The sequence below is a fragment of the Turneriella parva DSM 21527 genome, assembly GCF_000266885.1.
Classification (GTDB): Bacteria; Spirochaetota; Leptospiria; order Turneriellales; family Turneriellaceae; genus Turneriella; species Turneriella parva.
The window spans coordinates 410,444-423,896 of sequence record NC_018020.1 but is presented as its reverse complement, the minus strand read 5'-3'; the positions used below and the strand labels follow the sequence as shown (position 1 = coordinate 423,896).

At 55.0% G+C, this 13,453-nt stretch carries 9 protein-coding genes; 7 read left to right on the top strand and 2 right to left on the bottom strand.

Annotated features, from left to right (window positions below; all coding sequences use genetic code 11):
• Positions 1 to 43 precede the first annotated feature (43 nt).
• From TURPA_RS21250 to TURPA_RS01900, 6 genes are all read left to right on the top strand, one after another.
• A complete protein-coding gene (locus tag TURPA_RS21250; RefSeq protein WP_014801596.1) occupies positions 44 to 2,014 on the top strand; it encodes a methyl-accepting chemotaxis protein in 1,971 nt (656 codons plus the stop codon).
• A 75-nt stretch (positions 2,015 to 2,089) separates the two neighbouring features.
• A complete protein-coding gene (locus TURPA_RS01920; protein ID WP_014801595.1) occupies positions 2,090 to 2,857 on the top strand; it encodes an enoyl-CoA hydratase/isomerase family protein in 768 nt (255 codons plus the stop codon).
• 57 nt (positions 2,858 to 2,914) lie between these two features.
• The gene (locus tag TURPA_RS01915) at positions 2,915 to 3,901 is read left to right on the top strand and encodes an ATP-dependent 6-phosphofructokinase (RefSeq protein ID WP_014801594.1); all 987 of its coding nucleotides are present in this window, start codon (positions 2,915 to 2,917) and stop codon (positions 3,899 to 3,901) included.
• 62 nt (positions 3,902 to 3,963) lie between these two features.
• Complete coding sequence (locus TURPA_RS01910) at positions 3,964 to 4,206, top strand: hypothetical protein (protein WP_014801593.1); 243 nt, start codon at positions 3,964 to 3,966, stop codon at positions 4,204 to 4,206.
• A gap of 46 nt (positions 4,207 to 4,252) precedes the next feature.
• Positions 4,253 to 5,548: a hemolysin family protein gene (locus TURPA_RS01905; RefSeq protein ID WP_014801592.1), complete on the top strand. Its 1,296-nt coding sequence runs from the start codon at positions 4,253 to 4,255 to the stop codon at positions 5,546 to 5,548.
• A gap of 45 nt (positions 5,549 to 5,593) precedes the next feature.
• Positions 5,594 to 6,190: a hypothetical protein gene (locus TURPA_RS01900; protein WP_014801591.1), complete on the top strand. Its 597-nt coding sequence runs from the start codon at positions 5,594 to 5,596 to the stop codon at positions 6,188 to 6,190.
• 63 nt (positions 6,191 to 6,253) lie between these two features.
• Here the strand turns inward: TURPA_RS01900 and TURPA_RS01895 are convergent, their stop codons facing one another.
• Together TURPA_RS01895 and TURPA_RS01890 are read right to left on the bottom strand one after the other, a co-directional pair.
• On the bottom strand, positions 6,254 to 8,506 hold the full coding sequence (locus TURPA_RS01895) for a TonB-dependent receptor (protein WP_014801590.1): 2,253 nt from the start codon (positions 8,504 to 8,506) through the stop codon (positions 6,254 to 6,256).
• 102 nt (positions 8,507 to 8,608) lie between these two features.
• Complete coding sequence (locus TURPA_RS01890) at positions 8,609 to 9,946, bottom strand: cytochrome P450 (RefSeq protein WP_014801589.1); 1,338 nt, start codon at positions 9,944 to 9,946, stop codon at positions 8,609 to 8,611.
• A 137-nt stretch (positions 9,947 to 10,083) separates the two neighbouring features.
• Here TURPA_RS01890 and TURPA_RS21245 point away from each other — a divergent pair, with 137 nt between their 5' ends.
• Positions 10,084 to 13,437, top strand: coding sequence for a bifunctional diguanylate cyclase/phosphodiesterase (locus TURPA_RS21245; protein WP_053332094.1), 3,354 nt, complete (start codon positions 10,084 to 10,086; stop codon positions 13,435 to 13,437).
• Positions 13,438 to 13,453: the final 16 nt, after the last annotated feature.

The window sequence follows — 13,453 nt, the reverse complement described above, 5'->3', positions numbered from 1 at the left end:
GAAATAAAAGGTAAAAAAAAGACCGTTCTGGGTCGAAAATGAAATGATGAGGTCTTTACTCTCAAACCTGCGGGTGCGTACAAAAATGTCGATTGCCGCATCACTTTTGCTGTTGCCGCTTATTTTTCTTTCCCTGCAGTTCTTTCTTAAGACCGCGGAAGATATACACTCGACACGTCTCGAAGTTGCGGGCATTCATTTCTCTGCACCGCTGTTTCGCCTGACTTCAGCCGTGCAGCAACGGCGCCTTGCCGTGGCGCGTTCTGCCGGCGGTGAAAGTTCTGAATTCAAAACAGCCACCGATGCCCTGCGCAAAGCTGCCGATGACACCGAAGCCACGCAGGCACGCGAGAAGAAACGCATTGATCTCGAAATCGTCTGGACTGATCTGCGCACAAAGCTCAATTATCTGGCTGACACAAACCTTAAGGCCGACCGGGTGCGCCATGTGATGCTGCATACTGAGACAATTCAGGCGATCGCGGTCTTTCAATCGCTTGTCGCAGAAAAGTCACAGCTTGACCTTGAACCTGAGGCTGCTGGTTTTTATCTGAATCAGCTCTCGCTGCATATCGTTACGCCGTTGATCGAATCTTTGCAGTTGTCGCGCACCACCACGAACCTACCTGTTGCGTTACGCGAGGCGAACCGGAGCAATATCTTGTTTCACGCCGATCAGCTCGAAAGAAATCGCTGGCGTATTCAGAACTATCTGTCTGAGAAAAAATCGGCGTACGAAAAGCGCTTCGATGAAGCACTGAAACTGCTTGATGACCTGCGTGTCGCATTTTCCCGAGCGGCAACTGCCGAGAAGACAGAGGCGATATCAGCAGACGCTGTCGCTGCAGCCAATGCCCTTTTCACCACAGCTACCGATGATTTGCAGGCCCAACTCGAATCACGTGCCTCGACGCTAAGAATTAAACAACTCACCGTGCTTTTTCTCGCTGCGATCGGGGCGTTGCTTTCGGGGCTGGTTGGTTGGTTCATAATGAAACAGATATCCCGCTCACTCGATGAAGCGATGCAGATATCAGAGCGCCTGGCCTCGGGCAATCTCGAGTTTGAAATCAACGCCAATACACACGACGAGATAGGCGCATTCATGAACTCATTGCAGATCATGGCAGAAAGGCTGCGGGGTGTGCTGCGGCAGGTGCACCAGGGTGCATCAGAGATCGCGCTTGCGGCGCAGCAGGTTTCGAGTACCGCCGAAATGCTCAACAACGGGGCAATGGATCAGGCTGCCCATGTCGAAGAGACCGGCGCGGCTCTCGGTGAAATGGTGAATCTGATTCAAAGCAATGCCAAAAACGCCGTTGAAACGGACAATACCGCCAACATGGCCGTCAAAAATACGCAGATGGGCACAGAGAACGTCTTGCGTGCGGTCGAATCGATGAAAGTCATCTCTGAACGTATTCAGATTGTACAAGAAATCGCCGCACAGACAAACCTGCTCGCCCTCAACGCAACCATAGAAGCCGCGCGCGCCGGCGAACACGGCCGCGGGTTTGCCGTTGTGGCAACAGAAGTTGGCAAGCTCGCTGAAACGAGCGGGCAGGCCGCGAAACAGATACAGGCGCTCTTGCGTGATAGCTCCGCAGTTTCTGAAAATGCTGCATCGTCGCTTTCGCTCATCACAGAAAGTATGCAGAACACCGCGCAGAAAGTTCTGGCGATACGCCATGCCTCTGAAGAGCAAAATCAGGCGGCGCAGCAGATCAGCGAAACTATGGGGCGCCTCAACCAGACGACTGAGCAGACCGCTTCGGCCGCCGAAGAACTCGCGGCGACGGCAGAAGAGATGAGTTCGCAAACTGCTACTCTTATCGAAGGCTTGAAGTTTTTCAGCTTTGCGAATGAAGGCGCTGCTGTATCGCACGGCTATTCGGCCGTGAACACATTCAAGCAGGCGATCGCCAAAAAGACCGCCCGAACGGCGCCCGGCGCCAACAGTTCAGTCGGCAGCGAGCCGATGGTCATTCACTCAGGCTCGTATGAGAAATTCTGATTTTTGAGTCCGGCGTAGGCCAGACTCAAAAATCAGAATCGATTGCCGCCTGCGCTGCGACTTTTACACAACCCCATGAGCTTAGATACGCAGATACGTAATCGTGTCGCACTCATAAAGATCAATCACAACGCAGCGAATACCCTGACTGCTGACAGTTTCGAAGGTATTCGCGACGCGCTGCGTGCGCTGGCAGGTAACGACGAGGCGCGCGTCGTTATCTTTACCGGCAACGATTCGGGTTATTTCTCCAATGGTTTTGAGCCGGCGCTTTTTCTTGGGCAGACTTTCGACTATAACCATCAGGTATGCCAGCTCGTGAATGAGACTGCGCAGTACTTTTTCTTTTTCGAAAAGCCCATCATTGCCTGCCTCAATGGGCATGCGATGGGCGCGGGGGCAGTTTTTGCATTGTTTTCCGATTGGCGAATCATGGCAGATAAGTCAGCCCGCTTCGGTTTTCCCGAAGCTTTGCTGGGCATGAACTTTCCGGCATTCGTGGCGCGCTACATGCAAGACCTGATCGGCATTCAAAAAACACGCGACATTCTTTTCGCCGGCAAGTCGCTCAAAGGCCCCGAGGCGTTGGAGATTGGTCTGGTTGATCAGATATATTCTGAGGAGACTCTGCACGCTGAAACACTTAAATTTGCCGAAAAGCTCGCCAAGAGCCCGTTACAGACACTCACCGGCATGAAGCGCTCGCGCACAGAACCCTACCGAAAAGTATTCGCCGAGCTGACCGATGACGATGCGCGTGCACTCGCAACTATCATGACGAGCCCCGTTACGCAAGAAGGGCTAAGGTCCATAGTTGAAAAAAGGAGACCGAAATGGCAGTAACTCCCCACCCCGCGTACGGCACCCCTCCCCGTTTACGGGGAGGGGCTGGGGGTGGGGATGGGTAACCGCTCAGAAGACAAACGTGTGGCGATTCTCGCTTCAGGCGGCGATTCGCCGGGAATGAACGCCGCGATTCGCGCGTTTGTGCGTTCGGCGCTTTGGGAAAACTATCAGGTATTCGGAATTCAAAACGGCTATGAAGGTCTGTTAGAGAATGAAATCCGCGAACTGAGTTCGCGTGATATGGGCATGATTATCAACCAGGGCGGCACGATGCTGGGCACTGCGCGCTCGGCCGAATTTCAAACGCCTGCAGGTCTGCAAAAAGCCGCGGCGAACCTCAACGCAGCAAAAATTGATGCGCTCTGTGTCGTCGGTGGCGACGGTTCGTTTCGCGGTCTGCTCGCCCTCAGCGAATTCTATAAAGGGCAGGTCGTCGGTATACCCGGCACAATCGACAACGATATTCCCGGTACCGAGTATACGATTGGTTTTGATACGGCAGTGCAAACTGCCGTCGAGGCGATCGACAAACTCAGAGATACTGCGCTCTCGCATGGCCGGGTGTTTTTTGTCGAAGTGATGGGGCGAAAGTCGGGGCAGATTGCGCTCTCAGTCGGTCTGGCGTCGGGCGCCGAAGACGTGGTGATTCCCGAAGAAAAAACCGATGCGGATGTTGTAGCCAAACGCCTGCTCGACGGTCGTAAGAAAGGTAAACGCTTTGGTATCGTCGTTGTCGCCGAAGGCGATGATAGCGGCGGTGCTTTCAAGCTCGCTGAAACCGTGCAGCAAAAAGTGGGCTTTAACATACGCGTCTCGGTACTCGGCCATATTCAACGCGGTGGTTCGCCGACTTCGCATGACCGTGTCTGGGGCTCGCGCATGGGTGAAGCGGCGGTGCGCTTTCTGAAAAATCGCATGACGGGTGTGTTTACGGCGATGCGCGGCGGGCATATAATACCCGCGTATCTGATCGAGGCAACCGTGGGCGTGCGTGCAGTTGAACCTGAGATGGTGCAGCTTGTGCGCATCATGGGCAGCTAAATGCAAGTGAGAATCATTATCAAATAGATTGACGGGCCAATGATGGTACGCAGGCTGCCGCTATGGAAAACCATAGCAATCCCCACCCCCACCGTAGCCGGCTGCAATGCGGAGAATTGCTCGCGCAGGGTAAGGTCGCCCGCGCCGAGATATTTCCCTGCGGGCACACGATTCTGACATTCGACAATTTTAAGCTGGCGTTCGCGCGCGAAGATTTTTACGATTTCGCGAACACTGTGGCGATGGCAACTGCGCACCTGCAATGCCGCGAGACAGAGCGCAGCGAATGGGGTCTTTTCATGTAGTTGAAATGACTTGTGCCGAGCTTAGCCGCTGTCATTGCGGCATTCAATGGCGCAGATCATCGCAATTGCACTTCTGACGCTGCTCAACGGATTATTTTCACTCGCTGAAATGGCAGTGGTTTCGTCGCGCCGCGCGAGGCTGGCCGCGCTCGCAGAGCAAGGCCACCATTCGGCGACCCTGGTCATTAAACTCTTGCAGAACCCCGAGCGGTTCTTGTCGACCGTGCAGGTGGCGATCACGGCCGTCGCCATTGTCACCGGCTTTTTAGGCGGTTCAGCGGTTTCAGAACAGGTTGCCGAGTTGCTGAAGAATTCAATGCCCGCACTTTCGGCTTACGCAAAGCCGATTGCGACAGTGGCTGTTGTCGGGTCGACAACAGCTCTTTCGATTGTTGTGGGTGAACTCGTGCCCAAGAGTATTGCGCTTGCGCACGCCGAGGCGATTGCCTGTTTTGCGGTGCGGCCTTTTTTTCTCGTGATGTGGCTTCTGACGCCGTTCTCTTATGTGCTTTCGGGTCTCGCGCAGATTCTGCTGCGCCTCATGCGTGTAAAAAAATCGGCGACACCGCACGTGACTGAAGAAGAAATCAGGGTGATGTTGCGCGAAAGCCGCAAGTCGGGGCTGGTGCACGCGAGCGAGCAATACATGGTCGAGAATGTCTTCAATCTCGACGACAAGCCGGTTGTGCAGCTGATGACGCCACGCGCGCGCTTAAGGTGGATAGATATCGCCACGGCGCAGGCAGACCTGTTGGCATTCATTGGCGGGAACCCGCACTCTTATTATCCCGTGTGTGCGGGTTCTGTCGACAATATCGAGGGCATACTTGCGGTGAAGTCGTTGCTGCAGGCGCTCGCGAAAGGGGCTCGTTACGATTTGAGATCCTCATTGATTACGCCACTGATTGTACCCGAGTCGCTTAAATCGTCGAAGTTGCTCGAGCTTTTTAAGCAGCAGGGCCAGCACTTTGCGGTTGTCGTCGATGAATATGGTACGGTGCAGGGCGTCGCGACACTGCACAATATTCTCGAAGCGATCGTCGGCGACATGCCTGCGGGCAAAGCGCAAGACGGCCCGATTGTGCGGCGGGCCGATGGCACGTTTCTGATCGATGGTAATTTGCCGATCGCCGATTTTGCATTTTACTTTAAATGTCGTCCTGAGGCGCTGCAGGGCACTGATGTGCACTATACGACGCTCGCTGGTTTCGTCAGCGCCCGACTGCAGCGCCTGCCAGCAGTGGGTGACCTCGTCGAGTTCGAACACGGCCGCTTCGAGGTGATGGACATGGATGCGGCGCGGGTCGATAAGCTGCTGTTTTCACCGAACAAGGTGGGCTGAGTGAGGCAACTCAAGACACGCACCGCAACCGCACGGAGGAGATAAATGAAACGCGTTCTACCACTCATTCTGGTGGCTTTGGCTACAACTCCTGTTCTGCCGACAGCCACGGCTGCCGAGCCCGCGATTGAGTCGCCGCTCACGGTCACAGCGCTCTTCTGGGGTGGATACAATCTGCCCACGAGCGATGAATTCAGCAAGGTCACGTTGGGGCTCACGACGGGTGGTTTTGCTGGCGGCGTTGAATTTCTCGCAGGCGCGCGCTACATTCGTGGTGGTGTCGCCACATCGTTTATACCCATTTATGTCTACACATCGGATACCGGTCAAGACACCAAGGCGCTGATGCCGTTCGAGGGTGTGTTGAACTTCTACCTTCTGGGCTTTTACGCTGGCGGTCGGGGTGGCTACGTGGTCGATATAGGCTCAACCACTGTGACCGGGCAGAACTACCTAAAGACCAACGGAACGGTGCTCGGCGGCCAATTCGGTTATCAATACACTATTGGTTCGCTGGCGTTCGATATTGGGGCCGTTGTGACATTTGTGCATACCGAAGCCGCTGCGACGGTTCGCAGCGCCGGTGCGCACGCCGACTACACGAACATCACACCGCGAGTCGCATTACAGTACACATTCTGACAGCGTGGCGCATCGGCAGTGCCGTGAAGTTGAGTTGAGCGAATGGTGCTCTTCATGTAACGTCTAATCGACTAAATCAAATGGGGCCGTGATCTTGAAATAGACATTCACCCCCGGATTCAGCGCAAACAGCTTCTGCCGGCTGAGGTAGTCGACGTAACGCTGGTTCAGCAGGTTGTCGGCGCCGATCGTGTATGTCCACATTTGGCCGCCGACCGCAAAGTCACCGCCGGTTGAAAGCGATACCAGCGTATAGTCGGCAAAACCCGGGTAAAGGGTGCGCTCGGCTGCAGAAATTTCTGTTTTGCGTGCGACATAGCGCGCCTTCAGGCTGATATAAGGATTCAGAATTGATCCCAGTTTGTCGCCGCTGAAAGTGATTCCCGTTCGGTAGCGGTTGGCGGGTATCAGCGCCAGCGGCTCGCCGAGCGTTTCATTGCGGCCATAGATCAGGTCGACGCCGGCAGAAAGTGTTAACCATTTGAGCGGCGCAAATTCGCCATCGGCTTCGCCGCCATAAATCGTCGCCCTGCCCTGGGTCGTCTGGTATTCGGGATACGCATTGCCGTCGACATTCTGAATATTGCCGGTTGGCACAGCAAACACATAGTTGTCGATACGGTTGTAATAGCCGTTCAGCTCGGCGCGCACCTTGCCCTTGCGAACGCGTATGCCGCTGTCTGTGGTCACCGAGGTTTCTGACTTGAGATCGTTCTTGCCGATGTCGTACGTGCCCGCGCCTTCGTGCACTCCCGTGCTGTAGAGCTCAAAAATTGTGGGGGCGCGAAAGCCGCGGCCGAGGTTGGCGAAGAGCGACCAGCCCGGTGCAAAGCGCCAGACTGCGCCGACCGAACCTGTCATCGCTGAATTCTGAACAGTTTCGTTGTTGTTGCCGAGCTGCGCATTCTGCTGGACCGAGAGCACGCGCGTATCACCGCGCACGCCCGCCATGATACTGAAGGCATCGAAGCGCAATTCTTCGAAGAGATAGGCGCCGTAGCTATTGGCCGTATAACCGGGGATCAGCGGTTCACTCCCCAGCGTTTGGTTCTTCTGGTAAATGTAGCTCAGACCAATTGTTCCCAGGAGAGGTCCCAAGGGTGCATGGTGGGCCTTGATTTCAGAGTTGAAGGTATCGAGCAACAGGTTCAGCCTGGGGTCGGGATTGATGTTGTCTTCAAACTCGCGCCGCTGGTTTTGCTGGTAGGTCAGGCCAATATCAAATTTCGCAATCGAAGTCTGGATGAGCGATTTGAGCTGCAGCCGGTTGTGCGCGACGCGCTGGTAGGTCGTCGCCCCCGGATCGGCAATGAGTTTTCCCGCGGCGTCGTTCGTTGCCTGGGGCAAATTGAGTTTTGTATCGTAGCGCGAGAAGCGCAGTGAGAGCATGCCCCATTTTTCATTGATGCCAATGAGCCCGCTGCCATTGAGATTCTCATAGGCGCTGTTAGGGATTGCGCCGGCTGGAGTGAGAGTGTTACCCGCCTGGCGGTAGCTGAAATTTCCGCGGTAGCCAAAATCATTTTTAGCACCCGCGAGCGAGATAGCGCCCGCGCCGCCAGGGTTATTGGAATTGGCGTTGCCGATAACCTTTCCGCTGAGGGTCTTTGCGTGCTCGGCCGAGCGCGGCAACTCGGGTGTCGTGACGTTGATCACTCCTCCCAATGCGTCGGAGCCATAGAGCAGGCTGCCTGGCCCCCGCACAATTTCAATGCGGTCCATATCGAGAATGTCGATATTGGGCCCATGTTCATCGCCGAACTGCTGTGATTCTTCGCGCATGCCATCGACCAGCACGAGCGAACGAAAAGAAGGCAAGCCGCGAATCACCGGCTTTGCGATAGAATTACCGGTTGAAAAGTTTGCCACGCCCGGCGTATCTTCGACTGTCTGAACGAGGCTCTGCCCGCGCAGGCGGTCGAGTTTTTTACCTTCAATAACGGTAACCGCCTGTGCAATTTCTGCTTCGTCGGCTGGCCGGTAACCCGAGATGATAATCGTGTCTTGTTTCAACTGCACGTAATCGAGTCTGATTTTGAGTTCAACGTTTTCGTTTCTGAGGTCGATCGTCACAACGCGCGACGGTAAACCTTCTTTAGTAATCTTGACGGCAAAAACTCCGCGGGGCAGGTCAGTGAATTTGAAAATACCGGCAGCATCGGTATGCAGGTGCCTGTTGATTGCGGGTATCGTCACGTCGGCATCTTCGACGGGCTTGCCGTCTTCTGCATCAACCCGGCCCGAGAAATCGGCGGCGAAGATGCCCGTTGAGAGGGCCGTGACGAGCATCGCGAATCGCAGTGGTAACGAAAACATGCTGCCGTGTCTGCGGTAAAAGATGGCATGTCAATTAAAAATGATAAATCATTATCATTAAAGTCGCATAAGGGGGATATATCCCCATTATGCCATGGCAGGCTACTTTGAAACTCCCCGCAGTACCAGCGGCATGCCGCCACGCGGTCTCAGTGTGATCATTGGGTGAATTTCGGCGGTATAGCCCGGTACAATGAGGCATGGCTCGAAATGCTGAAGAAATACGGCGAGAATCAGCACGCCCTCGATCGACGCGAACTGGTCGCCGATGCATTGTCTCGAGCCGCCGCCAAATGGAAAGTAGGTAAACTTCGCTCGGTCATGCGCACGATCAGGGTTAAAGCGGGCGGGGTCGAACTGCGCTGGGTTCGACCAGTAAGCAGGGTGTCTGTGCATCACCCACTGGCTCATGACGACCGTAGTGCCGGCCTTAACTTCGTAGCCCTTGATTTGCGTATCGACGAGCGCTTCGCGTGAAATTGTCCACGCGGGTGGGTAGAGGCGCAGCGTTTCAGCGAAAATATTCTGCAGCAGCTTAAGTTTCGGGTAGTCATCGGCAGTGACTGGCCTGTCGCCGGTAACTTCTCGCAATTCTGCGCGCGCCTTCTTTAACCATTCGCCGTTCGCTGCCAGCAGATAAAGCGCCCAGGCCAGTGCATTAGCAGTCGTCTCATGCCCGGCAATAAAGAGCGTCATGCATTCATCGCGAATCTGTTTGTCTGTCATGGCACCTGTCGCTTCATCATCGCTCGCTGACATGTAGATGCTCAGCAGGTCGCCTCGATCGCCCGGATTCTTGCGACGGTCGGCGATGATGCCATAGACAATCTTATCGAGTTTCGCCTGCGCTTCACGAAGTCGTAATGTCGAAGGCAGCGGCAGCACATTCAGAATCTCGGTGAACGGATTCAGAATTCTGTCCATGTTATTGAGAATAACTTCGAGCGCGTCGGCAACCGTGTCAGCCTCAGCCGAAACGTCGGCATCGAAGAGTGTCTTGTTGACGATCGCGAGAGTCAGCCGCATCATCAGCTGGTTTGCGTCGACCCGAACGCCAGCGGGGTATGAGGCGACATGGCGTTCTGATATCCTCACCATGTCTTCTGCGTATTTCGCCATGCGGCTGCGCGCGAATGCGGGTGACGAAAGGCGGCGCTGGCGCTTATGAAAATCGCCTTCGCTGGTGAGCAGGCCGTCTCCCAACAGAGCCTTGGCGAGTTGCAGGCCGCGGCTCTTGCGAAAGTTCTTGGGCTGCTCGATCAGAACTTCTTGAATCAGATCGGGGTGAGACAAGAGCAATGCCTCACGGCCAAAGACAGAGAAACGCGCGACATTACCATAGTCGGCAGCGAGCCTGGCAAAAAACTCAGGCGGATTTTCCCTGAGACTGAGAATGCTGCCGATAAAAGGCAGCTCGACAGGTCCTTTGGGTTCAGGCATGCTCTGAGAAAAATGGCGGCAGGCAGGGTGTCAATGAATCGCCGGGCACTCAAAGTGCCAGTTTTTTGCGATACGCAAGAAACAACAAGGCAAAAAGATTTACCTTATACTCGTGAAGCATGTGGTGCCTCACCCGCATGCCTTTCTTCAGTGACAAGAAAGTTCAAAGTACCCTGCGCCAGATGGTCGTGCAGCTACCGTTTTCTGTCGGCTTCATCGTAATCTATGTGGCTTCTGCCGTATTCGTTTTGCGCTATTTTACGCACAACGGTGTGGTCGCAATCTTCTGGCCGCCAACGGGTCTGGCTCTAGCGGCTGTCATGATTCAGGGCCGGATATTTTTGCCGGTTGTCGCAGCCGGAGCCCTGCTCGCGAACCTCATTTCCGGTGTTCCCTTATGGCCAGCGATCATTTTCGCCCTGGGAAACGCTCTCCAAGCCTGGCTGGGTCACTTCGCGCTGAACTTTCGCGCCGATAGCTCGCATACACTTTCGCACGCGCGTGAATATTTTCTCATCGTGCGCCGGGCCGTATTGGTCGCGCCGTTGCCGAGTGCATTCATCGGGGCTGCAACTTTGCACATGTTCGGGCTTACGCGCCAAGATTGGCTCACGAACCTGGAACACTGGTGGATGGGTGACTCGCTGGGCGTTCTGGTGCTGACGCCATTGTTGCTGGTCTGGCGGCGCGTGCCTGAAAACTGGTATTCGTCGCGGCAATGGATAGAAGGCATCGTGGGCCTCGCGCTGGCCGCGCTGGCGGGACAGATTATTTTTGCCGGCTGGTTCTCTGAGATATTCAGCGATTATGCACATGGCTTCGTGCTCTTTGTTTTTGTATCATGGGCGGCTGTGCGGTTCGGCCGGCATGCAACTGCTGTTGTGATTGGTCTTCTTGTATTGCAGATACTGTACGGAGTATTGAGCCAAAGTGGCTATTTCTACCGCACCGGCAACGCAATGCCGCTCACGAGCATCTGGCTCTACATTTTCATTCTGGCCTTTACCGGCATGGCGCTGGCGATTTTTGTGCACGAGCGCAAGAATTCACTGCTTGGCCTCACTCAGGCGCATGAACGGCTCGAACTTGTTGGCTCGCTCGCCAAAATCGGCGCATGGGATCTCGATGTAATGACCGGTGAAATGCAATTATCCCGTGAAGCGAGGCGAATCGCTGAGCTGCCGCCCGAAAGTCCGATGCATTTTCAGGCAGCGCTGACATTTCTCGATGAGCAAGAGCAGCATGCACACGCCGGCAGGGTTCAGCAGGCGATCGAACAGGGTATCGGTTGGGATACCGAGTTCGCGATGGTGACGCACACGGGGCGTAAAATTTGGGTCAGATCGCAGGCGAATCCCGTCAAAGAAAACGGACGGATCGTTCGTCTTGTCGGGTCAATGCATGATCTGACGGAAAAACGAGAAAAAGAACTGGCGCTGAAAAAAAGTGAACTCGACTTCAAGCGACTCGTTGAAACTTCAGAAGAGGGCATCTGGACTATCGATTCAGAGGGCAAAACAACCTTCGTGAATGAACGTATGGCCGATATTCTTGGCTATACTCAAGATGAAATGCTGGGTAAGCCGTTTACGTACTTTATGACTCCCGACCGGGCAGAAGCGGCGCTCGCCCTGTTGCAGCGGCGCAACGAAGGTATTCATGAGGTGCACGAGTTCTGCCTGCAAGACAAGGGTGGCCGCGAGGTCTGGACTCTCTCGAGCACCAACGCGATACGCAGCGAAGACGGCACAGTCGTGGGCGCACTCGCGATGGTCACCGATATAACGGCGCGCAAGCGCATAGAACGCGACCTTCAGCTCAGCGAAGAGCGCTACCGCCATCTTGTTGAAAGCGCCTCAGACGGCATTATCGTTCATGTGGGCGGGTTCATTGCCTACGCGAACGATGCGGCGCTGCGGCTGGTTGGCGCCAAGAACGCCGAAGAAATAATCGGCCGCAACGCGCTTGAGTTTGTCGCCCCGGAATACCGGCAAATGGTTATCGAGCGCATGAAAATAGTCAATGCTCCCGGGGGCAGAGCGCCGGCGATCGAAGAGAAGTTCATGCGGCTCGACGGCTCGACAATCGATGTCGAAGTTTCAGCCACTGGTACGCGCTTCAACGATTCTAACGCAACCATGGTTGTCGTGCGTGATATTTCTGAGCGCAAGAATGCTGAAGAGCAGATACGGTATTTGGGCCAGCACGATCTCTTGACCGGGCTGCCAAACCGTGCGCTCTTCGCCGATCGCCTGACGCAGACCATTTCATTCGCGGCGGCTCACAAGAAAAGTTTCGCATTGCTGTTTCTCGATCTCGACCATTTCAAGAAGATCAATGATTCGCACGGGCACCAGATTGGTGACAGGTTCTTGCGCCAGGTCTCGGGCCGCCTGCTCGAATGCGTAGGCCCTCTCGACACAGCTTCGCGGCAGGGTGGCGATGAGTTTAGCATTATTATCGCTGAACTCGAACACGCGGACGAAGCTGCTTTTATGGCTCGCCGCATCTGTGAAGCACTTTCAGAGCCCTTTCAGGTCGAGGCGCTGCGTCTGCATGCATCGGCGAGCGTCGGTATCGCGATGTACCCAAAAGACGGGCTGCAGGCCGAAGTATTGCTTCGCAATGCGGATATAGCAATGTACCATGCGAAGGGCAGCGGTCGAAATCAATTTCAGTTCTTCTCAGAAGAGTTAAACAGAACGACGCATGAGCGCCTCGAAATTGAAGCGGCTATCGATGACGCGCTGGAAAAGAACGAATTTGAGGTATATTACCAGCCGCAATTGAATCTCGCGACGGGAAAAATCGAGTCATGCGAAGCGCTCATCCGCTGGAACCATGCAAAAAAGGGCCTTCTCGCCCCGGGTGAATTTATTTCGGTTGCCGAAGAATCAGGGCACATTGACGCCATAGGCCGATGGGTGCTGCGCAGGGTCGCCGCCGACTTTGCAGAATTTTCCGCTGCCGGTTTTTCGAACATGCGGCTCGCTGTGAACGTGAGCTCTCCGCAGATGCGCGTCATTGACTTTGCGGCTTTTGTCGCAGCTGTTGTAGCCGAACATAAGATACCCGCTGGCTGCCTCGAACTCGAAGTCACCGAGAGCATGCTGATGAGTGACACCGAGCAGGCGATAGCCACCATCTCAAGCCTCACCGCGCAGGGGGTCAGATTCTCGATTGACGATTTTGGTACGGGGTATTCGTCGCTGAGCTATCTGCGGTCGTTGAAGATTCACCATTTGAAAATCGACAGATCTTTCGTCGCCGATGTCATCAGTGACCCCGACGATGCGACGATCGTTCGCGCGATCATCAGTCTAGCGCATAGCCTGAGGCTAACGGCGATAGCAGAAGGTGTAGAGAGCGAGCAGCAACTACAATTCTTGAAAGACGAGGGCTGCGATATGGTGCAGGGCTATCTGCTTGCCCGCCCCATGCCCCTCGCCGACTGCATTCAATTTGCTAAGTCATATGGCAAAGGTGCCTGAGGGCGGCCCCAGACGT